This window comes from Sinimarinibacterium arenosum (genome assembly GCF_005047655.1).
Taxonomy (GTDB): Bacteria; Pseudomonadota; Gammaproteobacteria; order Nevskiales; family Nevskiaceae; genus Solimonas.
This window is the reverse complement of sequence record NZ_SUKF01000009.1, coordinates 129,930-156,706: the sequence shown is the minus strand read 5'-3', so window position 1 is coordinate 156,706 and position 26,777 is coordinate 129,930. Positions and strand designations below refer to the sequence as shown.

The 26,777-nt window shown below is 62.0% G+C and carries 30 protein-coding genes; 4 read left to right on the top strand and 26 right to left on the bottom strand.

Translation table 11 applies throughout. From position 1 onward, the window contains the following. Positions 1 to 130: 130 nt before the first annotated feature. The 3 genes from E4T66_RS18020 to E4T66_RS18010 all read left to right on the top strand — a co-directional run bounded on the left by E4T66_RS18020 (position 131) and on the right by E4T66_RS18010 (position 1,837). A complete protein-coding gene (locus E4T66_RS18020) occupies positions 131 to 607 on the top strand; it encodes a hypothetical protein (protein ID WP_136850863.1) in 477 nt (158 codons plus the stop codon). Positions 608 to 679: 72 nt separating this feature from the next. After that, on the top strand, positions 680 to 1,126 hold the full coding sequence (locus E4T66_RS18015) for a hypothetical protein (protein WP_136850861.1): 447 nt from the start codon (positions 680 to 682) through the stop codon (positions 1,124 to 1,126). 117 nt (positions 1,127 to 1,243) lie between these two features. Next, positions 1,244 to 1,837 carry a hypothetical protein gene (locus tag E4T66_RS18010; RefSeq protein WP_136850858.1) on the top strand — a complete coding sequence of 198 codons (594 nt, stop codon included), beginning with the start codon at positions 1,244 to 1,246 and terminating at the stop codon, positions 1,835 to 1,837. Between the two features lie 613 nt (positions 1,838 to 2,450). Here E4T66_RS18010 and E4T66_RS18005 read toward each other — a convergent pair. From E4T66_RS18005 to E4T66_RS17965, 9 genes are all read right to left on the bottom strand, one after another. Continuing rightward, on the bottom strand, positions 2,451 to 3,638 hold the full coding sequence (locus tag E4T66_RS18005; protein ID WP_136850856.1) for a type II secretion system protein: 1,188 nt from the start codon (positions 3,636 to 3,638) through the stop codon (positions 2,451 to 2,453). Positions 3,639 to 3,659: 21 nt separating this feature from the next. Then, entirely contained in the window at positions 3,660 to 4,331 is a 672-nt protein-coding gene (locus E4T66_RS18000) for a type 4 pilus major pilin (protein ID WP_136850854.1), read from the bottom strand. Positions 4,332 to 4,481: 150 nt separating this feature from the next. After that, on the bottom strand, positions 4,482 to 5,009 hold the full coding sequence (locus tag E4T66_RS17995; RefSeq protein ID WP_136850852.1) for a hypothetical protein: 528 nt from the start codon (positions 5,007 to 5,009) through the stop codon (positions 4,482 to 4,484). 9 nt (positions 5,010 to 5,018) lie between these two features. Next, entirely contained in the window at positions 5,019 to 6,062 is a 1,044-nt protein-coding gene (locus E4T66_RS17990; RefSeq protein ID WP_136850850.1) for a type II secretion system F family protein, read from the bottom strand. 8 nt (positions 6,063 to 6,070) lie between these two features. After that, on the bottom strand, positions 6,071 to 7,933 hold the full coding sequence (locus E4T66_RS17985) for a GspE/PulE family protein (protein WP_136850848.1): 1,863 nt from the start codon (positions 7,931 to 7,933) through the stop codon (positions 6,071 to 6,073). 5 nt (positions 7,934 to 7,938) lie between these two features. Further along, complete coding sequence (gene pilP, locus E4T66_RS17980) at positions 7,939 to 8,517, bottom strand: type IV pilus biogenesis protein PilP (RefSeq protein WP_169577702.1); 579 nt, start codon at positions 8,515 to 8,517, stop codon at positions 7,939 to 7,941. 8 nt (positions 8,518 to 8,525) lie between these two features. Then, on the bottom strand, positions 8,526 to 9,872 hold the full coding sequence (locus E4T66_RS17975; protein WP_136850844.1) for a type 4b pilus protein PilO2: 1,347 nt from the start codon (positions 9,870 to 9,872) through the stop codon (positions 8,526 to 8,528). A gap of 11 nt (positions 9,873 to 9,883) precedes the next feature. Next, positions 9,884 to 11,491 (bottom strand): hypothetical protein, encoded by a 1,608-nt coding sequence (locus E4T66_RS17970; protein WP_169577701.1) that lies wholly within the window; start codon positions 11,489 to 11,491, stop codon positions 9,884 to 9,886. A gap of 10 nt (positions 11,492 to 11,501) precedes the next feature. Beyond that, a complete protein-coding gene (locus tag E4T66_RS17965) occupies positions 11,502 to 12,206 on the bottom strand; it encodes a TcpQ domain-containing protein (protein WP_136850840.1) in 705 nt (234 codons plus the stop codon). 116 nt (positions 12,207 to 12,322) lie between these two features. Between E4T66_RS17965 and E4T66_RS17960 the strand changes: the two genes are divergently transcribed. Then, positions 12,323 to 13,804: an HD domain-containing protein gene (locus E4T66_RS17960; RefSeq protein ID WP_136850838.1), complete on the top strand. Its 1,482-nt coding sequence runs from the start codon at positions 12,323 to 12,325 to the stop codon at positions 13,802 to 13,804. 16 nt (positions 13,805 to 13,820) lie between these two features. On the opposite strand, the gene E4T66_RS17955 is transcribed toward E4T66_RS17960, so the two are convergent. From E4T66_RS17955 to E4T66_RS17870, 17 genes are all read right to left on the bottom strand, one after another. After that, entirely contained in the window at positions 13,821 to 14,585 is a 765-nt protein-coding gene (locus tag E4T66_RS17955; protein WP_136850836.1) for a hypothetical protein, read from the bottom strand. Then, positions 14,536 to 14,949 carry a hypothetical protein gene (locus E4T66_RS17950; RefSeq protein ID WP_136850834.1) on the bottom strand — a complete coding sequence of 138 codons (414 nt, stop codon included), beginning with the start codon at positions 14,947 to 14,949 and terminating at the stop codon, positions 14,536 to 14,538. Before E4T66_RS17950 ends, E4T66_RS17955 begins: the two co-directional genes overlap by 50 nt. Further along, entirely contained in the window at positions 14,933 to 15,409 is a 477-nt protein-coding gene (locus E4T66_RS17945; RefSeq protein ID WP_136850832.1) for a hypothetical protein, read from the bottom strand. Before E4T66_RS17945 ends, E4T66_RS17950 begins: the two co-directional genes overlap by 17 nt. A gap of 299 nt (positions 15,410 to 15,708) precedes the next feature. Then, on the bottom strand, positions 15,709 to 16,119 hold the full coding sequence (locus E4T66_RS17940) for a hypothetical protein (RefSeq protein WP_136850830.1): 411 nt from the start codon (positions 16,117 to 16,119) through the stop codon (positions 15,709 to 15,711). Between the two features lie 368 nt (positions 16,120 to 16,487). Next, positions 16,488 to 16,832 carry an NUDIX hydrolase gene (locus tag E4T66_RS17935; RefSeq protein WP_136850828.1) on the bottom strand — a complete coding sequence of 115 codons (345 nt, stop codon included), beginning with the start codon at positions 16,830 to 16,832 and terminating at the stop codon, positions 16,488 to 16,490. 473 nt (positions 16,833 to 17,305) lie between these two features. Further along, positions 17,306 to 17,809, bottom strand: a complete 504-nt coding sequence (locus E4T66_RS17930) for a hypothetical protein (protein WP_136850826.1) — start codon at positions 17,807 to 17,809, stop codon at positions 17,306 to 17,308. A gap of 82 nt (positions 17,810 to 17,891) precedes the next feature. Next, positions 17,892 to 19,205, bottom strand: a complete 1,314-nt coding sequence (locus tag E4T66_RS17925; RefSeq protein ID WP_136850824.1) for a hypothetical protein — start codon at positions 19,203 to 19,205, stop codon at positions 17,892 to 17,894. 100 nt (positions 19,206 to 19,305) lie between these two features. Continuing rightward, the gene (locus E4T66_RS17920) at positions 19,306 to 19,911 is read right to left on the bottom strand and encodes a hypothetical protein (protein ID WP_136850822.1); all 606 of its coding nucleotides are present in this window, start codon (positions 19,909 to 19,911) and stop codon (positions 19,306 to 19,308) included. Positions 19,912 to 19,921: 10 nt separating this feature from the next. Further along, positions 19,922 to 20,110: a hypothetical protein gene (locus E4T66_RS17915; protein WP_136850820.1), complete on the bottom strand. Its 189-nt coding sequence runs from the start codon at positions 20,108 to 20,110 to the stop codon at positions 19,922 to 19,924. Continuing rightward, positions 20,107 to 20,460, bottom strand: coding sequence for a hypothetical protein (locus E4T66_RS17910; protein ID WP_136850818.1), 354 nt, complete (start codon positions 20,458 to 20,460; stop codon positions 20,107 to 20,109). Before E4T66_RS17910 ends, E4T66_RS17915 begins: the two co-directional genes overlap by 4 nt. Positions 20,461 to 20,906: 446 nt before the next feature. Further along, the gene (locus E4T66_RS17905) at positions 20,907 to 21,977 is read right to left on the bottom strand and encodes a DUF3150 domain-containing protein (protein WP_136850816.1); all 1,071 of its coding nucleotides are present in this window, start codon (positions 21,975 to 21,977) and stop codon (positions 20,907 to 20,909) included. A 96-nt stretch (positions 21,978 to 22,073) separates the two neighbouring features. Beyond that, a complete protein-coding gene (locus tag E4T66_RS17900) occupies positions 22,074 to 23,033 on the bottom strand; it encodes an AAA family ATPase (protein WP_136850814.1) in 960 nt (319 codons plus the stop codon). 95 nt (positions 23,034 to 23,128) lie between these two features. Next, positions 23,129 to 23,530 (bottom strand): hypothetical protein, encoded by a 402-nt coding sequence (locus tag E4T66_RS17895; RefSeq protein WP_136850812.1) that lies wholly within the window; start codon positions 23,528 to 23,530, stop codon positions 23,129 to 23,131. Beyond that, entirely contained in the window at positions 23,527 to 24,012 is a 486-nt protein-coding gene (locus E4T66_RS17890) for a hypothetical protein (protein ID WP_136850810.1), read from the bottom strand. The genes E4T66_RS17895 and E4T66_RS17890 overlap by 4 nt, the downstream gene beginning before the upstream one ends. A gap of 118 nt (positions 24,013 to 24,130) precedes the next feature. Then, the gene (locus E4T66_RS21630) at positions 24,131 to 25,891 is read right to left on the bottom strand and encodes a cobaltochelatase CobT-related protein (protein ID WP_211243015.1); all 1,761 of its coding nucleotides are present in this window, start codon (positions 25,889 to 25,891) and stop codon (positions 24,131 to 24,133) included. Further along, complete coding sequence (locus tag E4T66_RS17875) at positions 25,888 to 26,142, bottom strand: hypothetical protein (protein WP_136850806.1); 255 nt, start codon at positions 26,140 to 26,142, stop codon at positions 25,888 to 25,890. The genes E4T66_RS21630 and E4T66_RS17875 overlap by 4 nt, the downstream gene beginning before the upstream one ends. Positions 26,143 to 26,221: 79 nt before the next feature. After that, the gene (locus E4T66_RS17870; protein ID WP_136850804.1) at positions 26,222 to 26,476 is read right to left on the bottom strand and encodes a hypothetical protein; all 255 of its coding nucleotides are present in this window, start codon (positions 26,474 to 26,476) and stop codon (positions 26,222 to 26,224) included. Between the last annotated feature and the right edge of the window lie 301 nt (positions 26,477 to 26,777).

Here is a 26,777-nt window from a genome sequence, read left to right as displayed (position 1 = left end):
GCCTGACGAGTTGCAGGTAAAGGACGCCGTGCCATCAAAGCTAGTGGTCGTGTTGTTTACATGCGTAGTCAACCGCGCAAGGGTGCCAGAATTGCTCTCGCCCACCGCTGCCGCACATGTCCCGGTCCCAGTGCCACTGGTCTTGGGCCAGCTCAACGTTGTCGCGGGGCAGGTCACGACCGTCACGTTGCACGATGCGGACGTGGCGGAGCCCCAGGTGTTCCCGACGCAGTCAAACGTCGCACTGCCCGTGGTCGGCGCGGTGTTGTCGCTAACCGTTCGCGAGCCACCGGACGAGGTGCTGCCCACCGACGCCGAGCAAGTGTTGCCACCCACAGTCCAACTGAGCGTCGTCCCGGGGCACGAGGACGCACCGCACGTTGCGTTCGCTGGCGCACTCCAGCTGCCATTGTTGCAAGTGAATGTCGCGGCGCCAGTATCCGGCGCGGTGCTGTCGGTAACCCTGCGCGCAGTTCCATCCGTCGCTGACGAGGTCGAGGTAGAGCAGTTGCTGCCGCCTACTGTCCACGAGAGCACCGAGGCCGGGCACGAAATCCCGCCACCGCCACCGCCGCCAGATACCGTGCAAGTCGAGCCGCTGGCATAAGGACCATCCCAAACACCGCCGTTGCAGCGGAACAGTCCGGTGCCAGTGGTTGGAGGCGTGGAATCCGTCGCGGTGCTCGGATCCCCATCGTTTGCTGCCGGGATGGTTCCGGTACAGGTGTTACCGGACACCGTCCACGATCCTGCGGCCGACGCGCACGGCGCTGCCGGCGGCGGCGCTGTTGCACAGCTGGTGTTGGTAAGTGGCAGCCAGGTGCCGTTGCTGCAGGTTGCGGTGGCGTTCCCGTACGTGGGCGCCGTGCGATCCGCCAAGCTGGCAGAAGTGCCATCGGCGCGTGTCGGCGCCGTTGCATCGCAGGTATCTCCGCCAACGGTCCAGCTAAACGCCTGGCCGGCACATGACGCGCCCGGTGGCGGCGTCGGGGTCGGGGTCGGGGTCGGCACTGACGAATCGCAGGTCGCAGGCGTTTGCCCAAAGACCCCCCACACGCCCGTGTTGGCGCAGCGGAAGTTTGCACTTCCCGTCGTGGGCTCAACCGTGTCATTGACGACCGTCTGAGTACCCGAACTGGCGAGGCCAATCGCGCCGTTGCAGGTGTTGCCGCCCACCGTCCACGTCACGTTACCCGCAGGGCATGTGGTCTGCGTGGCGCACGAACCTGTGCGGAAGTTCCACGTGCCACCGTCGCAGCGGAAATCCGCGGTGCCGGTGTCGGGCAAGGTGCTGTCCGCCACCGAAAGCGTGGCCGAGTACGGGGTAACCGTGGTCACCGCCTCGCAGATGCTGCTACCGGTCGCCCAGGTGACCGCCTCCACGCCGCAGTTGCCTGGCGGCACTGGGGTGGCGCAAGTGGCGTTCGACGGCGCGCTCCAGGTTCCGGACGCGCACGAGAAGTCGGCCGAACCCACCGCCGGTGACGTGCTATCCGTCAGGGTGACTCCGGAGCCGCTGCTGGTGCCGGGCGCAACCGCCTCGCAAGTTTCCGGGCCCACGGTCCACGTAAGTGTTGCGGACGCGCAGGCGGGCGGCGGCGGAACCACTGTTGCACACGTTGCGTTGGTCGCGGCGCTCCAGGTCCCTGCGTTGCAGGTGAAGTCCGCAGCACCAGTCGCAGGCGCTGTGCTATCGGACACTGTAACCGCTGAGCCACTACCGGTCAGCGGAGCGACAGCCTCGCAAGAGTCGCCGCCCACAGTCCACGTCAGAGTCTCTGATGCACACGACGGCGGCGGCGGCGGCGCCCCGGTAACGCAGTCGCCACTGGAATAGAGGAAGGCGCCGGCCGAACACACGAACACAGCATTGCCCGTGGTCGGAGCAGACGTATCCGATACCGTGGTGGAACCCCCATCAACGGTATTCGGGGCATTGGCAGTGCAGCTGCTACCGCCTTGGACCCAGAACACTGGCGACGCCCGGCAATCGCCTCCCGGCGCCGGTGTTGGCGCAGTGACCGGAGAGCACAGCAACCGGGTCTCATTATCTTCTACCGCGACGCCGACGAGCACCTCGTCAGGTGGGCACTCCATCGGGGTGCCGGGCAAATGACGCGTCGACCCCGCGCCGATCTGCATCGTTGCACAGTCGCGATACCCGGCGGCATTGCTTGCTCCGCCGCCTGACGTGACGCACGTCGCGCGGTCAAAAATGACGCTGGACGACGGAGTCGGAGTCGGGTTCGCCGGCGGGCTGGTGCCCATCGTTTGCGCACCTACGGGCACGGAGAGGGCCGCAAGCAGCAGTCCGACCGAGGCCAACGGCACAACGGGCACCAGATCCTTGAGTGCTTTTTTGTTCATGACGGCACGTCCTGTTTTCAGTCAACGTTTATCGGGCATCAGCTGATAGACCGACGCCCCTACCAAAACCGAGCAAACTGTCGTCAGGTCGGCAGACAGCGAGTGAGAATCACGCCAACAACGTCCGAGTTGGTCGGATTCAGGAGAACGGGAACCGTTGGATCCGGCGCATTGGTGCTGGTGATTTCAACCATCGGGCGCCAGAGGCCGGGACCCGGAACCATCAGATATTCCGCCTGCGCCGAGATATCACCGATCTGGCTGCCGGGAACGCCCGGACTCCCTGCGGGGTAGTACACGATCTTCCGGACTGCGAAATCGCCGTCCGCAACAGAGCCTGCGGGGCACGTGGGTTGCGCGACATCAACGCCTGCCGCGGTGACGACGATCGAGTTGCTCCAGAACGAGCTGACCCGCTGCCCACCCAAGGCGTTGACGATGAAGTCGTTGGCGGTGACGTCGCCAGCGAACGACGCCGAGTTGGCGTCGATGTTGTTCACATTGATGATGTCATGGCCGTCCATGTCGAGATCGGCATTCATGTGATTTGAGCCGTCCGTGCGCAGCCAGGCATCAAGTGACGGGGCGCTATTGGATTCGGCAACAATCTGGTTATCGGTAGGCGCTGGGGCCTCGGTACCGGCGTCGTAGTTCCAGGCGTCCCCCGTTTCGTACACGTAGTAGGAATAGAAGGCGCCCGCCAATGGATTCAGCGCGGCGTAGTCGGGGCCACCGCCCGAAACCGTCTGCACGCCCATTCCGGCGGTGCTGGCGTTGGCATTGACCGCAGCGCGGGTGCTCAGGTCCGGGCGCGGCGCTTGTTGACGATCCACCCATCCGTCCATGCGAACGACGGCGTGGTTGTTTCCGGCGTTCACGAACAGATGGGTCGTGAGCGCGCGGCCGTAAATGACGTTTGGAAAATTGCAGGGCAGATAGGACTGAGTCAGCGTCCCTGTGGCGACGGCGCAGTCCGCGCTGTTCTTCAGCCAGTCGGTCCCTGTCATCGCGCACAGCGTGCCCACCGTGCAGCCTGCGTCGACGATTGCGGTGTCACCGCGATCACTCAGGAACGCGCGCAGCGCGCCTGTGTACTGGGCCAGCAGCGCACCAGAGGCATCTGCCTTGGTGCGCAGCCGGCTTTCAGTCAACCATCCGTTGATCGTGGGCAGCAGCAGCCCGAGGATTACCAACGCGAACATGATCCCGACCAGTGAGAACAAGCCGTGCTGCCGTTTGCGTGAGGTCAATCCAATACGGGCTGCTGCCATGCCACTTTCTCCGGCGATGATTTAGCGGCTGAGGAACGAAATGTCGCTCGCAGCGCGGGAGTCGCAGTTCTCACCCACGTCGTTGACGTTGATGACCTGATCGGCTGCCGTGGTGCTCAGTGCATTCTTGAGCAGGCCCGCAGCCGAACCCGTGGTGACTGCGTCCGAACCGGTCAGCGACGAGATCGTCGGCGTGGTGTTGCTACCCGCTGCGATGTTGACCGCCAGGAAGTTGGCCTCCAGGGTGGTGATCAGATCGACGCAGGATTCTTTCGGCACCTGGTGGAACGTGATGAAGAAGCCAGCGCCGGCCTCACCCTCGATCGAAATGGAACGCACCGAAACACCAGCGCGGAAGTTCGAACGCAGGCAGGACGGACCCGCCGTCGCGCAATCGCCAATCACGAAATTGGTCGGCACCAGGTTGGCGCGACGAACAACCAGCTCGTCGATGCCGGTGTAGCCGGTGCGGCTCATTTCGTACGACTTCTGGATCTTGCCTTGCAGCGTGGTAGCGGCACTGGACGCGCCGTTGACGCGCATCGCGGGGATACCCAGCCGGTAGACGCCGACGATGATGATCAGAAAGATGGCGAAAATGCCGATTGCGAGCGCGGCGTCAACAACGCCGAAGCCGCCTTGCTTCAGTCGCTTGCCGCTGATGCGGATCGCGTTGGGGGTGGAACTCTGCATACGAATACTCCTGGTAAATGAGGGAACGCGCGCGCGCACCTGCGCTGCGTATCCCCTTAGACGCACGCGTTGCCCATTTCCGGCAGAACTGCCGAGGAACAAAAAAAGGGGCCGCGATTGCGGCCCCCGTTGCGTATACGCATCACTGGGTCAGGCGGAATCCAGCTGGACGTCGACCGACGCACGGGACGAGCACTGCGCCGCAATGACGCTGTTGAGGGGCGCCCCGTCGAGCGCCGCGTCCGTCCACCCTGCCCCGGAATCCAGCCGGATCGCCCGAAAGTGTGGGGATAGGCGCGTGACGAAGTCGTAGCACCGATCCTTGGGGACACTCGTGGTCAGCCGGAAGGTGGTGGCGTCGATGGGGGCCGCGGCGACCGCGGAAAACCAGCGGGTACGCACGCCTGCTGGCGTCCCTCGCACCATTTGATCGGGAACCAGGTTGCGAGCCAACAGGAGCGCGTCGGACAACGAGGGGTCGTTGTAACCGTTGTGCTCGACGTAGTAGTCCTGCACCCGGCGCTGCAGATCGATCACCTCCTCCGCCGCAGCGAATGACTGGGAGTCCGCACGACCCAGGCGATAGAGGGCGAAGATCATCATCATGGCGATCGCGACCAATCCAATGGACAGCGCCATGTCCACCAGGCCAAAACCCGCTTGCCGATTGCGCTTCATCGTGTGCCCTCAGTACGGCTTGTTCTGCAACAGGGGCGCAACGACACCCATGATTGCGAAAAGAAAAGTGCCGATCAGTGCGGCCATGCCAAACATCGCGAAATACTTGGCAAACGTCGCCCACCTCGCCAGGCGATCAAGCTGAAGCGTCATGTTGCTGTTGCCGATACGGAAACACGCCCGCTCGAAGCCAGATAGACGTGCGTAGCGTTGTACCTCCCCGGCCATATCCTTGGGCATCATCCCGGTCTGGAGCGCATCACCCTCGTTCATGCCCTCGCGGACCTTGCGGGAGACGACACGCAGATGTGACTTCATCCACGGTGACGCAAACTCCGCCGTCGCGATGACCGCCTCTTGAATGCCGACCCCTGACCGAAACAAGGAGCTGAGGGAAATCAGGAAATAGCTGCTCTGGATCCGACGGAAGATGCTGTAGGGCGGCAAGCCATCCAAAGCCTTCCGGACGGGGCCGGTCAGGTAGGCCAACGACGAAACGGAGACGACCGCGGCAACGATGAACCAAAAGACAATCCAAACGCCCCATTGCGCCAACCACTCACACGCGCTGAAGAACCAACGGCTGATCCACTGCGCGTTCTCCATTGGCATCGCCGCGGCAAATTCCGGCACGACATACAACGCGATCCCGAATACGGTAGTCAGGAACATGATCAGATAGCCGATGGGAGTCGAGAGGGTCTCGACCAGCTTGCGCGAGGCCTCATCCTGCTTTTCGAGCAGCAACACGAGATTACCCAGCGGCTCGGCGAGGTTCGCGCGCTCTTCACCCGCCTGGATAAACGCAATTTCTGCGGGTTTGATCCACCCGTCGACAACCTCGGCGAGTTTGGCGCCGTTGCGAAGCTGACGAAGCCAGTGCCGGAACATAAAACCAAGTGCCCGCGTGCCGTAAAACTCGGCCGACTCGTTGACCGCATCAAGGACCGTGTTGTTATCCTCGAGAAACGCCAACAGCAGACGATAGAAGGCTAGGCGCTGGCGCAAGCCGAACGTGCGCTTCGCCAACCAGAAGTTCATTTCATTGAGCATGCGAAGATCTACTCGCGAGTGTCCGCCTGAAGGGGCGGGAGTCCAAACAGCTCCGGGTGGGTCGTCAACAGCGAGAAGGTGCGCGCCATCAGACGTGGCGTGATGAATCCGAAGGATTCCTCGAATGCCTCCGCACTGACGTGCCCGGCAAGCAACTTGCTCATGCCGTGGTCGACACAGCGCACACCGTCCGCGCCGGAGACTAACCCCGGCTCACTCTCCCAATGGCGCCGCGCGCCGAGCACATCGCCGGCAGCGATTGCCTGCCGCATGTCGTCATCCAGCACGACAACCTCCGCGCACACGGTCAGCCCGACCGTTCCACGATGGCTACATTCCTTGCACCCAGGTCCCTCGAACCGGATGTCCCGGGCATGCGGCTTGAGGTACGAGAGAACACGCTTCAGCGTGTCGGTCTTCTGCTCCACCAGCTCCCTGGTCAATCCCAGCCGCACCGTCCCGGAACTGGCCATCTGAAAAAGGTCCAGCGCCGAAAGGCTGCAATGGGGGCAGACGACGGGCAGCAACTCCTGAAACATCAGGCCAGACAGAAACTTCTCATCCGCCATATCTTCCGCATCAACGGCTAGCCGCCGGAGGCGGCCGATAATCCCGAATGCCGAGTTGGCGTGAACGGTCGCGGCAACTTTCTGCCCTGCCTGGCCGGCTTGCACCGTGAGCCCCGCAGTGACGGCGTCGCGAATCTCCCCGAGCATCGTTGCGTCGGCGTCCAGGCGAAGAATCGTGCGGAACGTCCGAGCAAAGTCGGACTCGCCCTTTCCTTCCTTGTCGGCAGTGTTTACCCGGCGGATAACAGGATGCTGCGATGCGCCGCGAATGTAGTATTCCGGCGGATCTTCAATGGTGCGGATCTTGAAGTACGGGCGCAGCGCGCCAAGATATTCCAGGCCGTGCTTCAACGTGGTGGACTTGCCACTGCCCATCTTGCCGGCGATCAAAATGACCCCCTTCGGGTCGGCAAACATTTCGCGGATCAAGTCGGATTGCGCGACGCTATACCCAAGGCTTTCAAAACCCTCGAACGGCCGTTCGTCGGCCTCTCTGCCGATCGGCAGAATGCGCAACACACAGTCGGCACCGGATGGCGACACCGGGTTGCACTGGTAGCGAAAACGATAGTGCTGCCCATCAATGTGTCGATCAATCGCGCAGCTCTGGAGCTCTTTGAGGGAATATTGCGTTGCATCGCGAGTATCGTGATCTGAGAGGGATTGATACATCGTTCGCAGCAGCGTGTTCGCGACCGCTCCACTCAGGTCTTTCTGGCGGGACAACCGCTTGTTGATGCGATACTTCACGGCGCAGCTTCCGGCGCGAAGTTCGAAGTGAATATCCGTAGCACCCATCTCGATGGCCGAGGCCGCGATCGCGTTGAACAGGCGCTCCATTTCCGATGCGTCGGTCGACACCACCGAGCTGGCTTCGCCGTCTTCATACAGCTTCTGGATCAGCTCACGCGTCGCGCGGTACGGGGGCTTGCAGCGCCAGCCGGCTTTCTCGAGCCGGCGCCGCAGATCCGCGTAGCCGTGAGCGCCTTCGGCGAAGTTGACCGTGCAAACGACGGCACATTCCATGTCCGCAGCAGATGACCCCGGCACATCCAACAGAGCGACGTCGTGCCGTTCGGAATCCGCGAGCAACTTTTCCAGTTTGCCGCCAGGACGGGTCAGCACCTCCGAATGATGAGGCAGCTGTTCCGTCAGGCTCGCGAGTTTTTGCACACTGCGGTGGCGAACATGGGCGACCGGGAGGTTTGCGACCACCCCCTGAGTCGGCGGCGCCGAGGGCGGGGCCACACCGGCGGCCGCGCTCGCAGTCTTTGTCTTGCTGCCAAGACCGAGGAACGCCATGACGTCTAGCGCCCGCGGACGTCGACAGGCTGGGCGAAATCCAGCTGGCGTCGCTTACCGCGCGCACTGACGACGGCAACCCCGGTGGTCGTGATCGACGCAACCGTGTACCCGCCCGGCAGTGGTGCGCCCTCCTCCACACTGACACGACCCCCGTTCACAAACAGATCGGCCGTCGCAGGGGCGCCCGCCCGCTTGTAGATTCCTGCAATGGTGAAGTCCGACTCCCGAGGTGCGGTGTCGGCGGGGCGCAGCGCTCCCACTGGCGGTGGCGCAATGGTGGCGGGATTGGCGGCGGACGACACACACCCGCGATCGGCCTCGCACGTACTGGTCTTGAGTCGCGCACGCGCGTCCTCGACCCCTGCACGCGCTTCCAGAAGCGCCCTGCGCTCCTGCAGCGCCTGAACAACCTGGAGTGTGTTGGCGTCCTCTCCCGGCGGGGTCATCGTGAACGGAACCGCGGGATCCGCACTATTCGTGACGGCCGCCGGGGCCGCTACGCCCGTCGCATCCGGAAGTGCCACGTCCTGCGCCAATGCGATGCCAGGCAGAAGGAAGGCGAGAAAAACTGAAGTGCGCATGATCGACCTCATTGCGTTTCGGGATATTTGGCGATGACGTAGTTCGCATCGAACTTGATCGCCGGACTGGGGTGGTTGAGGAATTCAACCTTCTGGATGCTCAGATACTCGGAAGCCAGAACATTGATCAGGTGTTCGAACAGCCACAGCTGCTCCAGCGTGATCGAGACGGTTCCGAGGAAATACTCGCTGCCGAACGGATTCGTGGCGCCGATTGAAAGCGTCCTGACAGGGGCCAGCGTGCGCCCCCAACCGGTGGGCATGATGTTGCTGAAGCGCTGGAGCCGCGTGACCAGTTCCTGCACGAACGCGCGGTGATCCGGAATGGCGTCATAGAACGCAGGCGCCCTGTGGCGCGCAGTGGCATCGAGCGTGCTGAACTGCATCGTCATCTCGGCCGAGCCGCCATCCATGGGGAAAACCACCGGGCCAAGGGCCTGCGCCTCGAAGTCCCGACGAAACGCTTCGAGAGACGGACGCTTCGCAGCGACATACGTGACCTTGCATCGTCCAGTGGGCAGGCAGACCGCCTTGTCGAGCTCGTACCCCTTTGCCACTCGAGGGAGTCCGAAAACAAAGGCCTTTGCGTCGTGAACCCAGACGTTGTGCTGCGTCGTCAACACGGTGTCGACCTGCAGGCCGCGTGCGCTGAGGAACGTCTCACGCACCTGCGCCGCCAGTTCCTCTGCAGTCAGTGCGTCGACAACCTCCGGAGCCTCGGGGAACAGAAACGTGTATCCGAAGTAGCCCAGTCCACCGACCGCCGCCGCAGCGAACAACAACGCAATGGCGGCGGCCGAGGTTTGGCTCTTGAGTCGGCCGATCTTGAAATCGTCAGGGGCATCCGCGAGCAGATCATCGAGATCGAACTCGCGCAGCGTGCGATCCAGATTCAACAGGTGCTCGCGAACCGCGAGCGGCACGTACACCGGTGCGTCGCCCACCTCCTCGAGGTGCTCGCGCAGGTGCGCAATCACTGTGTCCTGGTGTGCAACCAGATCCGTGCCGGGACGCACCGCCCCATTACTAAAGCCACAGAACCACCAGCGGGACGGGTCATCCGCGGAGTTCAACGGCGTGACGACAAATCCGTCCTTGAGCTTCTGCGCTACCGCCGCAGCAAGCGATGGCAGGCCCTTGAGCTTCGGCTCGTAGTCACGGTCCGGGACCATGCCAACAACGCGGACCATGACGCCCGACGTAGAATGGGTGTCGTAGTACACGCCGTAGGTCGCGCGCTCGTCGGCCAGCATCGCAGCGACGCGCTTTGAGATGGTCGCGTCCTTTTCCGCGGCGCGCCATTCCAGGTTCGCAACGTAACGCGCGCGGGTTCCAATGCGGGCAATACTTGCCATAGCGGCCTACCTCAGACGGACGGCTGCGGGCCGTCGACGATGACCGGCGTGATCACGAAGACAAGCACGTCACGAGTGACCGAGGAGTTCGACGCGCCGCCGAACGGCCACCAGCGCGCATTGGGCGACATCGAACGCGAATCCACGTTGAATGAGTTCGCCTCAAACCCGGCGAGCACCAGCGTCTCACCCGACGTGATCCCAAAGCGTTCCTGGAAGTCGTTGGAGGACACCTGCGGGATCTGCACGATGTTGTCCCCGGTGCCGACGCTATCGAGCCGATCCAGATTGGAAATCGACACCCACAGCTGCAGCAGCATCCGCTTGCCGTCATCCAGAATGTGAGGCAGTGCGCGCATGGTGAATCCGACGGTCTCAAACTCAACCTGGCGCGTTGTTTGCGCTGTGCCAGTCGTGGCGCTGCTGAACACCGTACCGGCCTGGCTGACGTAACCGATCCGGCGCGTGTTCTGATACGGCGCCGCGCTACCGGACAGGGCACGCAGCATGATCGTCTTGACGTCGCTGACCTTGCCCTGCTTCGACAGCGCATCAATGATGATCTGCGAACCGGCGTAAGGCGCGAGGGCCCCGGTGGCACCCGAGGCGATCGAGCCAATCAGCGTCCCAAAGCCCTGCACGTCGCGCACCGTACCGAACTGCATCCCGCCAGATGCCGTGTTGCGCAGCAGGTTGAAGTTGATACCGCGACTGTCGCCATTGCTCAGACTGACCGTGAGCACCTTGACCTCGATGAACACCTCGCGGGTGAGATCGCGATTGAGGCTTTCAACGTAGGTGCGCACGCGCTCCTGCACCCGGGGTGTGTCGGTCACGACCACGGTCTGCAGCGCCGACTGCACAGACATCTTGCCGTCCGGGGTGAGCATTGCGGTGATCTGCCGCTCAACCGATGCGAAAACGTCCAGGTCGCCCGCGGTGATCGTGGTCAGCGAAGAGCCGGCCTTTGACGTGCTGGCGTTGGTTACGGTGCCCTGAATCGCTTCCTTGGTGTGAGTGCCGTTGATCTTGTAGGACACCGTCTGATAGCGGAAGAAATCGATCTGCTGCGCTTCGGCGTCGAACTCCCAGGAAGCCGACAAACTGGCGGCGATGCGATCCAGCAAGCCCGTCAGCGGACCCTTGTAGGACAGGTCGACGAAGATGTCGGTACCCACCGCGTTGGAGCCCCCCGTGAACCGGGATGCACTCTGCTGCCCGCTTTGCTGATCGGCGCCACCGGTCGATGCGACTTGCTGGCGCTTGAAGTAGGCGTACACGTCTTCGTGGACATTGACCCGAAAGCCCGTCAGCTGCGTGAGGCGATCAGCGGCAAATGCGAGAGGCACGATGTTGGACATCGCAACCGCGTAGTCCTGGTGAAAGACCTCCGGAAGTCCCGGCTCAATCGGAATCCGGTCGCCACTGACATAGATGTCGTCGTCCGCGCGTACACGCATACGCTCGGAACCGTTGAACCGGTCGGACTGCGCCAGCGTGCTATTGGCGTCGGCGAGAATGTTCGCGGTGCTGGTATCGACCCGCTTCGTGGTCGCCGAGCACCCGCCGAGCATCGCGCCCATGGCAATGCCGATTACAGCAAGTTTGAGATTGAACATGAGCGATTCCTTAGTTGGCTGCAGGGGCAGGCGCTTGACGCTTGGCCTGCGTGAAGCGATCCACTTCCCGCACAACCAGGACTTTGTTGCCTTTGTTGAAGACCCATTCGACATCGCGCATCTGGCCCACACGTTCGTAGGAACTCACCAGATTCGTTACGGCCTGATACAACTCCGTGCCGAAGGTCGCCGCGACGGTTACGGGGTAGTCGTAGGACAGCTTCCACTCGAGGTGCCAGCCGCTGGCTTTCGCCCAACGATCGACCTGAGCGCGGAGGGTGCCGCCAGCGGCCAAGGCAAATCCGCGGGACAGATCCACGCGATTCGGATCCGGCGCGGCGGTGGGCGCGGGCGGCGGGGGCGCCGCGTTGTAGCGCCCGGGAAGCGCAGAGGCGACGGTGGCGCCATCGCGATACGGCGTCACCGAGACAATGCAGTCGGAGTCGCGAACGGAAACCGTCAGGTGATTGGCGTGCGCCATGGTCTGCAGGCGGTCGCGCCAGCTCATCCCCGTCGGGGGCGCCGTCACCGATTTGCCCCGCAGACTCTCGCTGAGCTGGATCTTCCAGCAATCGTCTTTCGGGACCGCCTGGTCGAGCACCGACTCGATCGGATAGGTGCGCACCGACTCATTGCCGGTCCAGAACCCATCCGCCATTGCTGGGCCACTGAGCAGGCCCGCAAATGCCACCACTACCAACACCACCTTACGCATGGACTACCCCTTTAAACGTGGTCCCAAACACCGCTTGGTCATTGCTGCTTCCCCTATAGACGCACGGGTTGACCTCGGTCCTCGATTTGGCGGCGCCCGCCGTCGTCTACTAGCGCATGAGTACGAATAAAGACGCATCACTTGCCCGCATCGGGACGGCGCGTGGGTTTCTTTCGACGGTGGCCATGCTCGGCGCGATCTATGCGCTGCTGACGGCGCTATTGATCTGGACCGATCTCGGGGTGGCCTTCACGCAGTACGTGCTCGGTAGCACGCGGGTCCCTTCCTTCTACTGGGTGCCGACGCTGGCCAGCGAACTCATGCAGCGCGGCGGTCACCTGCGGACCGGCGTGGCAGTGGGGGTGGCGCTCATCAACGCCATAGGGATCACGGCGCTTAGCGGAATCGTCGTTTTCGTCGCGAGGTCCGGCTTTGACGAACTGCGCGAGTGGGGAAGCAAACTCCACACCCGCGCGCCCGCGACAAGCGATCTCAAGGCCAAGCCACAGGTGCTCCAAACGCCGAGCTGCTCCCTGGCGATCTATGACTATTCCGGGAACGCGCTACTACATCCGGCCCCCGAGGCGCACCTCTGGCTTCAGCGCATCCCAATGACGCCGGCGTTTGCGATCACGAGCGCGGTCGATCAACTACGGTTGGCCCTGCTGGAGACACTCGAGGCACACAAGGACTGGACCAGCGGGCCCGAGGGCCATCACGCGAATGTCGGACTGCGGGATCACAGCCTCAAGGTTGCAGCGGAAATGATCGAGCGGGTTCCGGACGATCCCCTCGCCCCGGTCATCGGGCTGGCGCACGACCTGGGTAAGGTCATCGCCTATCGGCGGGGCAAGACGCCCGCCGGCGAGCCGATTTGGGAAAAGTCATCGAAGACCCACGACTTCCTGTCCGCGCACATGGTTCGGGTGCTCCCGGAGTTCCAGGCCATGGAGGACACCGAGAAGCGCATTCTCATGGCCGTGCTGACGTACTCCCATGGCCGCGATGACCTACCGATCGGGGCGATCCTGCGTCCGGATAACCCGGAGGGCGATGCGCGAATCCGAAACCTCACGCGAAACATCCGCGCTGCCGACGGCATCGCCACCCGATCCGATCAGGCTACGGCCGCGGATGCCGTCCACAACGAGCAGGTCATGGAGGAACTGCGTCGCGTCCTGCCCAATGCGGTGCTCGCCCTCAACATCAACAAGGCGAACGACGCCCTCGCCCGCGCCGATGGGTTTACCGCGATGGCCCGGAACTATGTCGCAGTGCTGGAAACGCACCTGCGCGACAAGCTTGCGCCACTGCTCAGCGAAACCCTTCAGAACGAACTGGCCATCCGCACCCAGCCCCCGGGGCGCGGCACGCATCCGTCGCTGGTCCCCATTCTTGCCGCGTTTCGCGACATGGGCTGGCTACTGGAGAGTTACCGCGAGATGAATCCTGATCCGCCACTGTTTCGGGTTCAGTCGGGCAGCATCCAGGTCGGCCCGGTGATCCTGCTGTCCAGAGCCGCCCTGTTCGCCGAACACCCGGATGCGGTGCTGGCGTGGGGCGATGCGGACTATGCGCTACGCGTCCGACCGCTCTGAATCGGCGCAGGCCTGACTACGGCGCTGTCGGCGCGGGCGCGGAGCCGCTGCGCGACGCCAGGAACTGCACCTCATCACTGATCCAGGCGGGCCGGCGACTGTCGCTCGCGCGCACGATGGGCTCCCGGCAGTGATCGCAGCGCAGCGTGCCCTGCCCCACCCGCAGCAGCTGGGCGCTATCAAGTGCATGCCAGCGGGACTGCGCGCCGTCGCACTTGCACTCACCCAGTGTATGCCCCGCCAGCAGTAGCGCCGGGACCTTTGAGAACAGACGTTTCGTCGCCTCCGGCGTGAGCGGTTCGCGGCCGGTGAGCTGCTTGTGCCAGATCGCCCACGAAGGCGTGTCGCCGCGGTGGGGCTTGGCGACGCCGCCGTTCTTCTGCGAGTAGCGTGTGATCGCGTCGAGCAACCTTGCAATGCACTCGGGGACGATGTGCTCAAGGTAGGCCACGTGGTTTTGCACCAGGTAGCCGATATTGAAGTGCAGGTTCGCCCGAGCGTGCACCTTCCTGTTTTCCCCGAGCCTGGGGTCGTCCAGAGCGTAGCGAAAGAGTTGCGCATCGCCAACAAAGAACGACGCACGCACCGGGATGCGCTCCCACGCCCAGCCACTCGCCCCGCCGATAGCGGAGTTCATATAGAAGGTCGCCAGCTCAGCAACCTCCCGTTCCAACTCGTGGGCAGGCTCGCATTGCACCGCCCGCACGATACCCGCGGTCGCATCGGCCGCTTTAGGCGAAGCCCCAGTCCTGGCTTTCGAATCCGAATTGGTTGTAGTCATTGTCCTGTGCGCCTTCACCGCTCACCGAATAGCCCCCGGACGAATCTTCATCGACCATTTCGTCCAGACGAATTTCAAAGGTCCGCCCGCCTCCCTGGGTCAGCGGCAGTCCATCGGCTTCATAGACGCAGCGCGCGGCCAACAGCGCATCCACGGCGCGATCGAGGCACTTCCAGTAGAAACGTCCGGACAGCGCCTCAATCACCTGCGCGCGGTGAAACCCGCCAACGATGCCAAACTCGCGAATGATCGCCACGGCCGCGTCCAGCCGCGCGGACTCACGCAGTTTCGTGCGGGTCTTCACCCAGTGACGAATACACCCAACGTCTGAAAAGCTCAGGTTGAGTTCATTGAGCGGCTGCATGGCGACCCTCCTGCTGCGCGCTCGCGCGCGCCACAATGCGTCCAATGCGCAAGACTTGTGAGTGCCAGACCCCCGGATCGAGCCCGGGGTTGACCGCCTCGAGCGACGCCGCAACGATGCCTGCAGACATCAGCGCATCGTCGGCGTCGATGCCACACTGTAAGGTGTGGACCTTGGGGCTCACAGTGGAGTTCTTGGCGCTCATCCGGAGCACACAGCTCGCGGGCGACTCGGAGCCCCGCATCAAGGTCAGCGTCTTATGCACCCCGGGGCGGACCAGGTGCAGATGCACCGAAGGTTCATATCCCAGCAGCACCGACATGATGGCTGCGGCGTCGGCAGTGCGCAGTTCCATTCGAATCGGCGCCGCCGACTCCGGCGTCCGGTTCTTCGGGCCAAGCTCGACGCGCACGCAGCGCTTGACGGCCTCTTTCTCCAGCGGGCGCTGATAGTCCGCCACGATCGCGCGGACATCTTTGCCAAAGAAAAAGTGTGCCCGGACGAACTCGCCCTTTTGCCCGGACTCCTGCCCTGTGTCTTGCGTATACACAATTCACCGCCGCCAAAAATGGATGCCTACCTCATGCCATATCCATAGAAGGCCGGCCCCGCAAGGGGCAATCGGTCGGCTTTTCAGTCCACACAGAGCGCCGGGCAGGCAAAGCCGTGCCGACCCGAGGATCAGCACGGTGAAGCGAAGGGGCATCGGGGCCGGGCCCCGACGCGTGGCCTACTGCGGCGCGGCGTTCAGGGGCTGTGTCATACGAAGCGAGAGACTGCGTATTCGCTGAACGAGAAGAAGGTGTTGGTCCCGTCTTCGCGGATGCCGTCGCCGGCTTCTCCAAAGAAGCGAATCACGCCATGGACACGCACGGCATGCCCACGCTCGTCCTCGAGCTCCACGATCGTCCGGCTCCCGTTGAGGAATTTCAGCGTCGACCGCACTTCTTGGGTCAGCGTCCGAACGGCGGTTGCGGCCGAGTGCTGCTCACTCGAACCTTTTTCAGTTTGCATATAGATCCCATTCCCTTGTGTATGCACATCACTAGACGCAGGTTTGGTCGGCGAAAGCGCAGTGCCGGCCAGTCCGATGGCGCCACTCACCGAATCTGTGTTCGGGTTATTCGAGTTGAAATACTTTACCGCACCTTGGCGCAGGTTGCCTTGCACTAGATCAAGGCTGACAGCAGCTTGCGGAGGTATTGATGAGGCAGCCTGAGATGTACTCACGCCGGAGCATAGGTTGGATCCAGCCCATGCCGTGTGCTGAGGCGAAACATCCGCGTGTGGCGGCGGAACGCCACAAAGCAAAGTCGCACCGACGCACGCGGCGCTGGGTGATGCACGTCGTCTCTCACGTTCTCGCATTCGGGTACTTCTGTTTTAGTTCTACGGGTCATTGTATGGCCTGAGAATGCTTTTTCCAGCTGGGAAAAACACCCCCAGGGGTAAGCCCTCAAAAAAAAAGAAAAGGGACGCAGCCGAGGCTACGTCCCTTTCTGGGTACCACTGTTCTACACATGAGCCGAGGACAACCGTCAGCTCGCCATCGCGAGGGGCTCGCGCCCCAGGCTATCCGGGCGACGACGACGCGACACCGAAATGTCCATCCGTCGTGCCAGCAGCGGAACCGTGCTGATTCCACGCGCCCGAAACCGTTCCCAACCGGCGTCGTCCGCGTGCAAATGCACAGCTTGAAACCGCTGCCCCACCGCGGTCTCTTCTTTCCACTCGAAGGGAAAGAACAGCAACCCTGGCAGCTGCGCCGTGAGCAACTCATTGGCCTCACGGATAGCGGCCTCGATTACGTGACCGGGCGTGGTCAGATCAAATCGCAACGCGTAAGGACGCGCAACGATCGGGCTAGTTCTGCAATTCGTCATATCAATTCTCCGGTAACAAGACGATGTGGAGCGGGAGGCTCCCCCGGAGGCACTGAACGCAGTGCCCCTGGGGGAACCCCCCGCCCCGGCTTGCACCGGAGCGAAGAATTCCTTTACTGCGGGGTCAGAGGGTCATCCCACGATGGGAATGACGACACACTGATCCCAGCGGGTACCAACTTGAGCCCCCACCACGCACAGCGCGTCGTCCCGTCGAAACACACGGAAGCGAAGCGGTTGAGCGGGGGGAGCGGGTTGGCCCTGTGCATCACGGAAGACCACCGACTCGGGCACGAGGCCCAGGAGGGTGACTCCGACGGTGGCCGGCGTTGCCGCTGGCCACCACGCGTCCCGCAGGTTCTGAGGCAGCTCGAAGCTGTCCGTCCAGAACCAGCGGTAGCCAGGCCCGCGCTGCGGCGTAGGCGACTGCGCCTGGGCAAGACGAATCTTGTCCAGGATGCGATCGCCGGCGCTCACAGCGAGATGACCAGACCGACCAGGCCCAGCACCGCGCCGACTACGCCGAGCGCGACGCCGAGGGCGCCCAGTCGGGTCGCCAGCGACATGCCGGGATCCGGGTGGTTCCAGTAATACCGGAACACCTCGGTGTGCGTCGCCGGGCGGACCTCGATCGCCTCAGACTCCGACCGGTGCAGCCCGAGGGCGTCACGCTGGTCGTAGTCGAGGGCGACGCTATCGCGGGACAAGCCCTCGATGCTCCGCCCGGCACCCATCACCACCCCCACAACCCAACAGCTGGGGTCGTGGGAGTTGATGAGGATCACGGGTTCGCGGCGGCGGAAGCCGTCCTTGCCGGCCCCCTTGCGATCGATCCGCGAGTTGTGGACGCGGATGATGCCCTTGCCCGCGTCCAGCTCGCCGGACCGCACAACGGCGGTGGCAGTAAAGCCCACCTGCCGCGGCGTGATGCCGACCTTCTGTGCTGGCGCAGGCGCCAGCGTTTCATTTGTTTCCATGGTGATCTCCGAAAAAAAAGAGGGATCACCACCCCTGTCGGGAGTAGTAATCCCGACAGGGGAACCCGGCGTGTGCCGGGAGTTATGCCGCCGACCATGTGGTCGACAGGCCGGTGCCGTTGTCGGCGTTCACCGCCGAGTCCAACGCTCGTTCCACCTCGGAACGCATGTCGGCCTCGTCGATGTACACGGCAATGCCCACCCGATCGAACTTCAGAAGTTCAACCGGAAAGGCAGAGCCATCCACGCCCAGCAGCGGGTCACGCAGCTGGGACCGCAACACGCTTGTCACGCGCGTGCGATTCCAGTCACCGCCGGCGCCCTCAATCGACATGGAGTCGACTAGGACGTCGGTACCGGCGTCGGTGCGCACCCGATACTCCAGTGCGAACACACGGGCTTCGTATTCACGAAGCACGAAGTAATCGCACTGCCCGGGCACTTCGACGACACGCTCGGCCACAGGCGTTGGCTCAACCCACACCCGCGGCCGAACCATCGGCAACGGCTGAGGCTTGAAAACCGACGACGGATCGCGGAACGCCTGACGCTTTTTCCACGTCATGCTCCAGTCTCCCTTTCCTCGGGAAACCCCGAGCTCCTCCCAAGTAGGAGGGCGGTTCCGGAGCTTCGGCTCAGCGGCTTCGGCTTTCGCCGCCTCCCGCTCCGCCGCAGCAGCAGCCCGCTTTTGTCTGCGCGTCTCGTTCTTGGTGACGTTGCGCAGGGTTTCCCCTTTGCGGCGCCAGTCAAAGAACGATTCAAACAGATCGGCCGTAACGACTTCCGGCACCAGGCGGATGAACGCCTCGACCGGATTCAGCCGCGCCGGCAGTCTCCACGGGGAGATCGCCAGCAGCGCATCGCGAACGACCTTCTTTGCAGCAGCGTCCGCCGACCCCGACTCGAATAAGTCGAAGTACCGCGGTGCTAGTTCATCTCGGCAGTATGTAACTGCCTCGATGTACTCGGCCGGCTCCATATCACCGAAGGACTTACCGAATCCCTTCGAGTGCTTCAGAACCGCAAGCCGCGCCGACTCATCGACCGCGAGAAGCCGGTCAACAAAAGCAGTGCTGTAGCGATCCACAACTTCGAGGACCTTGACGCTGTCCTCGAGATTGCTGACCGCAAGGTCCGCCCGCATGGACTGCACCGGGATGCAGTCCGAAGGCTCAAGAGCCTCCGAATCAAACATCCGGTAAAACAGCCCGGATACCACTTCCCTAACGAACCAAAGTTCTATCAGGAGCCGGCTCAGGGCGATGCGACCGACCGCCGAGCCGGGGATGACCCGGTCCGACACTACAGCGGCCTTGCGACCGCTCGACGCCTTCACAGGCGCTGACAGCTCGACACCGAAGATGTCGAGTTGCTCCTCCTTCAGTTCAACGTTCATGACATGTCTCCAAAAAGAAAAAGCGGAGACAGCCATGTCCCTTGCGGGGATGGATGTCCCCGCGTGGGTATGCCGACCGGATGGTCGGCGAGAATTGCGGCTAGTGACTCACTGATGAAGCCTTCAGCTCGAAGTTGAACAGAGCCTCGCGGCGCTGCCAGACCTCGAGCGGAACCTCGCCACTACAGCCACGGAACTCAGCTTTCAAGCGCCATTGCGGCACAAGGTTGAGCTCCTCCGGGTGCATACACCCAGTAAGACACTCCCGAACAAATGTGAGCGGATTTACCGTCCGTTCCATCAGCCAGGGAGATATACGCAGCACCGCTGCGGTGATTTGCTCCGCCGCATACGAATCATCGGCGCTCACGAATCGGCTCTGATACATCGGAACCAATCGATCGAGAATGACGCGGAGATCCGCTTCGTACGCCTCCGCCGATTGGCGGCCATACGAAGTTGGCGTTGCACGAGTAGAGCAACGCATTACATGCGGGGTCGCCCCCACCTGCGCCATCTTGGTAATGATCTCGGGAGCGAATGCCACCAATCCCTCGATCACCGACCGATGACGCAAGACATCCTCTACGCACTTTAGTCCGAGAAGTCCGACCAGAACGAGCCTGACGAACACCTCCTCTTTGGCACGTAGATCGACCGCCTTACGGCGGAATATTTGGCGCGGGAGCGCCTTTAATGTAGCCACGTGACACCTCCTACACGCCAAAAAAGTCACCGTACAGCCAGGACAGCTTCTGGAGCTCGAACGCTTGGATGTTCTCCGGAATGAACCGGACGAACTGTCCCAAGGTGCGACCGCCAGACGCCAGGGTGTAGCTGACACGATCACCCGCAGCCAAAGCTGAAAGAGTGACGCCCTTATGGGTGAGAACTTGACCGATCACGTGCCAGTCCTCCCAAAACAAGCCATCCGGGCAACCGCGACCATATCGACGGTCGGCTGCCGAGATGCAGCAGGGAGGATCGGGTCCGCGTCGTACAGAGAGAACTGACCCTTGAGATGTGCGAACTCCGGCAGGGTCGGACAACACAAGGCGGTGCGAACTGCATGCTCTGCAGCCTTTGCGTCCTCGTAGCGACCAATCCATTCAGGGCCATCGTCATCAAAATCGAAGAACGACTCCCAGGCACGCTTTTTTGCGTTGTACCGCACCGCACAGTTGTGTCCGCGGCACGTAAACGACACCACCGATTCGAGGTCGACGGTTGGAATAACATCTTCTAGATTGCTCATGTCTGCATCTCCTGAAAAAGCGGGACAACAGACAAGCTCCTTGCGGAGATTGAATGTCCCCGCAAAGTTGAGCCAAGGAACGAATGTTCATTGGCAGAATGTGAGTGTGGTTGTCCGAACGATCTACTGGCACGCAGGATCATTCACACACTCGATATAGCAAACGAAATTCATGCAGACGCATGGTTCCGTTTACTTAAACATCGTCTTGTCAGAATAAAGACCCGGAGAGATCTCAATTCTGTCGGAGGCAACGTCACTAGGGACCGTTGCTTTCCATTAGCGTCAAACCAAGCACAAGGGCTTGAGAAAGACGTACAGCACAAAAAAGTGTTCAGGCGTTGCCCTGTCGATAGCGCATCAGCCGGTGCGCTATCGACAGAACAACCTCGTGCGAGAGGGGCGTATGCCCCTCCCACACGAGTGTTGCTGCCGTCGGGCGTCAGTTACCCGAACAACCCACCTGTCAGGACAGGCGGCACGCCCTGCATGGGCGTGGGTGCGACACGTTGCGGTGCTGCCGGGAGAACCTGCACTGGCACCGGCCCCATGACAGGAGCGGTAACCGGTTGCAGGTTTACCGACGGCAACGACAGCGTGCCTTGCAGCTTCGGAGCCGCGACGCCGACCGTGGGATCGATGCCGCGTTCCATGCAAGCAGCCAGGTGACGCTGCGAGGCGAGCCGCTCGACCAGCGACCGGAACTCGAGCACGTCGGCGCCCTCACGAGCAAAGCTCTTGAAGGCCACCTCCATCTTGCTCGCAAGCACGCCGATGCGAGTGTCCAGGAAGGACATCGCATGGAGCTTCTCGGCCCCACGAGCGGCTCTCCGCACCGTCGATTGCCGCAGCGTCGAAGCCGCGCGCTCGTCCAGGTCCTTTTTCAAGGCGCTGTAGTAGCGGGCCACTTCGGCAACGGCCAACCCAGGCAAGTCCTTACGGAGGCAAATAACTCCGGATTGGACCGCACCCTCGGCGTCGGCGTCGAAGCCATCGTCGATCTGGCCGATATGGAACATGAAGAACTCCATGCCCACTGCCTTCGCGACATATTCCTTCGCCGGCCGTGCCTCAGCCACCGCGGCCAACAATGCCGGCAACCACGACGCGCCGGCGAAGTCCGCCCGCAAGCGGTCATCCGTCGCCCTGCAGGCGGCGTCATACTGGGCCAACAACGCCGGGACCTCGCGCTCGTACTCAGCGCGAGCCTCATCCAGCCGCTTGGCTACCTCACCAACCCGATCCGGGCTGATGATGTAGCCCAACTCGGTAGAGGTGGACCGGACGAAGAGCCAGTCCCGGATCGACTTCTCGATCCGGCCGAACGGCCGCAGCGATTCCGCCGCGAACACATGCTGGCGTAGCAGTGCTTCCACCCCCGGCGGCAACGTCAGGGTGCCAAGAATTTCTCCCAGCACCGACGGGTCCAGAACCCGAGTTGAAGACACTTGGTGGCACACAAACCGCACTGCCACCAGATCTCCGCGTAGAAGAGAATTGCTATTGCTATTGCTCATTAGTGATCTCCTAAAAAACAAAAAAAGGGATCACTCCCCCTGTCGGGATGAGTGATCCCGAAGGGGTTCCCGGACGGATGCCGGGGGGGGGTTACATCAGGGGGTGGCCAATATTGAAGCCATGGCCTGCCCCCCACTCGTGCTCCACATCTCTTTCGCCGCCGCCTCCTGAGTCGAGGTCAGCTTGGAAAAATAGGTGGACTCCAATAGCTGCGGGAGCAACCGAACACTACCGATCTGCAAAAGATCCGCTGTCGTGCAAAGTTCGGCGGTGCTGAAGGCGGGGAAATCCCGCTGTCCCCGCGTCAAGGACGCAAAGTCCAGCAGCACCCGCGCAACATGCGGCATCTCCCTCAAGCTGGGGCAACGGTGCAACAGGAGATTCTCCTCCTCTTTAGCAGGAACGTATCCCATCTTATGAAAGATCCACCGACGGTTCGCTGCCGGGGTCTGAATCTGGGAAGACAGGAAGCTCTCAATACCCTCTCCGTTCCCGATAGTGTTAGCGGTCCCGACCACGCGAAAATTTGGCGACGGAATCGCATCATGACCGAGGTACGGAACCCGCAACGGGGCCCTGTCCAGGAGAGTGTTCAAATCCGTCGAGGTACCGGGAGAGAAGCAATCCCTCTCCTCGACCATCCAAACCTTGCCCTCCCGAAAGGCGGACAAGGGGCCCTGCTCGATCCATGACCCGTCCGGCATGCGGACGCCCATGAGATCCAGCAGTTCCGCCGATCCACTCGCCTGGGTTATCACGACGTCCCAGTTGGTGATGCCCAGGACTACCTTCAACAAGGCCGACTTACCGCACCCCTGCGGCCCAACGAGGCACACGGGGTGCCCGGTGAAGAGTGACATCGCGACCATCTGGCAAGCGGCCCGATCCGGCCTGACACCGCCGGTCTGTTCAACCAGTAGCTGGGACGATTCAGTTGGTTTGTCCCAGCCTAAACACGGGATGGGACGTTCGTGACCCAGCTGCAAGATCTCATTCAGATCATAGGTGCACGGTTCGGCGCCGTCGGCGCGAGTTACAAGATTGATATTTGCCATTTTGGGAATCTCCAAAAGAGGTAGAAATCCGCAGGCACACCTATCCCCATGCGGGGATAGATGCCCCGCGGGGGTAGGTACAAAAAAGATGTCAATCAGGCAGCCAGACTTACCGTCTCGCTCACCTGGATATCAGGCACCACCGGCAGCTTCTTGGCCGGCAGCGCAACATTGGCGACCTCACGCGCTAGCTGCGCGCAGTCGCCTCCTTGTGCCGCACGTGTGACCGCAATGGCCGCACGATTGGCAACACTCAACGCCTTGTCGCCGAACTGCTCGACAAGGGTCACCTTGGCCTGATCGACCTGCTTTTGCAGGGCGCTCAGGCCGTGGAACGCGAGGGCGTGATGCAGCACCGCGTAGGCGCTGATCACATCCCCTCTTTCGCGGAGATACTTGGCTTGCGCCAGGGTCTCCACCGCAAGCTGATGACGCCGGGACTGCTCGACTGCGTAGACATCACGCAGCGCAGCAGTCAATTGGCTTTGGAGGTTCATGACAATTCCCTCCGTACCAGCCGCACCAGGCGCGTCCGCTGCGCCGTCAGCTCGGAATACACCGAGCTCGCGACGACAACGGCAGCGAACACCGCCACGCCGAAAAGCGCAGCGGTGACGCTTGGACGCGCAGTCAGGGCCATCAGGCCCGCCACGTACCCCAGCGGCAGTGCATAGCCGATGAGGGTGCGCAGCTTGGCGACGCGCGCGACAAGAGCCGCATGCGCCACCACCGACGGACGTGCCGCCCAAATGCGCAGGAACCTTTCGGCATCCTGCGCATTCTGGTACTGCAAGATCGCCGCGATGGCGATCACTGCAGCACCACCGAAGCTGGCGATGGATTGGTTGAGCGCCACAATGGCGCCTGAATCAATCCACCCCACCACGGGGGCCACCACCAAAAGGGCCGCCAAACAGGCCAGCCCGAACCCAAAATTGCGGGACGCCTCTGGGGCGTCCAAGTCAATGTCGTACTTCATGTGAGTCTCCAAAAGAAAAAAGGAAACCCGTGAGGCACAACACTCCCCCTGTGGGGCGAATTGGCCCCACGGGGTAGGTTTTCGAACGTCTGAGCCGCGTTCGATTCGGCGTGGTGTGCTACGCGGCGTTGGGCAACACAATCACCCGCGTGCGCAGGTAATTGATCAGCTCACCGCCCAGGTCCTCGATTCGCGGAACGGTGATGAAATCGTCGAACAGCCCTTCGCAGGAATGTCCTCCAATCCCAACACCGACCACCTCGAGGTGACCCTTCAGCCCTTCAACCATTGCACGTGCGTGCGAACGATTGTTCGGGTCTCCGTCGGTCACGCAGAATAGAATCTTGCGTGCCTCCGGGCGCCCGAGAAGGTTCATGGCTGACAGCTCCATGGCCTCCCCCAGCGGCGTGCCACCAGCTGCCAACAAGGGCAACGCGCCCAAGCTGGCATGCGCGTCAACCAGTACCTGGTCGAAGCGCTTTAGAGCCCAATAGCTGTTTGACCCGAAGGCCGATACAGCGAAAGGGATTTGTACCGCAGCGCAGGCCTCCGCCACCGCGACCGCTGCCTGAGCAGCGAGCACGGATGCCGACCCCGACATGGAGCCGGAGACGTCGACCAGCAACTCGACCGCCGTCTGCCGCACCAGCGATTCCGTACGCCGACCGAAGGCTTTCGCCCCCATGGTCGACAACACGAACTTGCCGGGCCGGACACGGCCGCTGCTGCGCGGTTGCAGTTGTCGGCTGCGTGCACGAGTCATTAGAACCATGAACTCGCGTTTCACCGCTTCAGCCTGAGCAAGGGCGTCTTCGCGCAAGCGCGAATAGTTGCCCCCAACCTTTGCAGCAGCTTGGGGGACGAGGTCAGTGACATCGCCCGTCGTCGGACCGGTGCCCGCGGATGCTTCAGCCCCCGCCATCTGTTGCAGCGCCGCACCGAGATCGGTGTGCGCTGCTCCGGGGTTCTGAACTTCCTCCCCCAGCAGTCGGCGGGCTGCGGCCGCGTGCGGATCAGCGTCTGCGTCTGCGTCTGCGTCTGCGTCTGCGTCTGCGTCAGCATCAGCATCAGCATCAGCATCAGCGTCAGCGTCTGCGTCAGCGTCTGCGTCTGCGTCAGCGTCAGCATCAGCGTCTGCGTCAGCATCAGCGTCTGCGTCTGCGTCAGCATCAGCGTCTGCGTCAGCGTCTTCCTTTGGCGGTTCTGCCGCCTGCTGAAGGATCGATACGATCTGATCCGTCAACAGGAAGACGTCGGCCGTCGAACGCAACCGCGGGCAGCCGGCCTGGAGCGTTGCTTCCAGGTCATCGACCACCGCGTCGCCCAAGGCGCTACGAAGAACCCTTTCGGACTCCTCGAAGTCAGCCTGGGCGAAGCTCATGCCGTTGTTGATGTGTCCCCGAAGGAGCACATACAACAACAGCGCGTTGGCTTCGGAGTCCGGCTTTCGCACGAATCCCAAAGCCGCCGCGTGCCGACGCGCGTTGAAAATCCGGGCCACGTAATGTGGCCGAACTTTCTTCTCGACGCTTTCGATCCGGGGATCCTCCAAAGCGTTGGAGATCCCCTTCACGAGCGACGGGTTGGCGGCCGCACGAACTTGAGTCTGAAAGACCTCGAAGTCCGTATGGCGGATGTGGGCAATCTCATGAAACAGATTGCCCAGCACCGATTCCACCAATTCCGCAGATGCCTTGTAGGGTACATGCGGAAGAAACACAGTCTTGCCGTCGGTGGCAGCCATGCCACCGAAGACAAGCTTGATGTTCTCGGCGCGCGTCAGCGCTTTGAGCAAGAAGCCCAAGCACTGACGCGCGGCCCCACCACCCTTGGCCGTCGCTAACTGCGCGACGGCACCGAGGAACGGCGCGGCGCTCACAAACCACCTCCGGGGAAGTGGTTGTATAGCCCGAACAACGTGATTGAGAAATACGCCGCATTCATTGCGAGCAGGCCATGAGCGCGACGAACACGGGCGGCGTAGATCAGCGAGACATTGCTCACCGCATACGCCGAAAATGTGAAGAAAAGGAACTGCGCTGACACTGCTGCCAGCAAAGTTCCGCCTACACCGAAAGCCGCACCGAGCCATTCGGCCAGATGCGGTTCAGAAACTACTTTGGATTTCATGCCTGTCTCCAAAAAAAGGAGCGGAGACAGACCTATCCCGTGCGGGAAGTGGATGTCCCCGCATGGTGGTGAAATAACTTTAGGTGTATACAAACTCAGCCGGAGGCACCAACGCTGGACCGTGTGAAACATTGATCCAGTCGATGGCGCGATTCATCCAGTCGAGCTCAAGATCGGTATGCGAAACAATCTGATCGCATCCGTACTCATCGACACCCCAAACAAGACTGTTTGTAGCGTCCATGAAAAGACTTCTTTGACCAACACTCAATCGACCGGTTGTGGTCAATGTGCGGTGCTGGGCAAATCGGGTGATAAGACTCACCGAAGTCATAGCACGCTCCGGGTAAGGGTCGGTCTCGGCGACATGAAGGAAAAAACCATGCGCGAGACAAACACTCATCCGTGCAGGAAGAGAGTTCCTGCATGGCGTGGTGAAAAAGGTTTTAGCAGTCGCGAGTAACCGGACGGTTATGCGAGCTGCGATGGTGTGACTGACTCGAATATCTACCTTCAAGGAGAAGGGATTATCGAACACACCAAATAGAGCGCGGCAAATCGATGCAGACTGATTTGCTGTTCTCTAAATTTCCAACTTTTACCTCAAATTCCAAGCGGAAGTTTGAGGGCGGCAA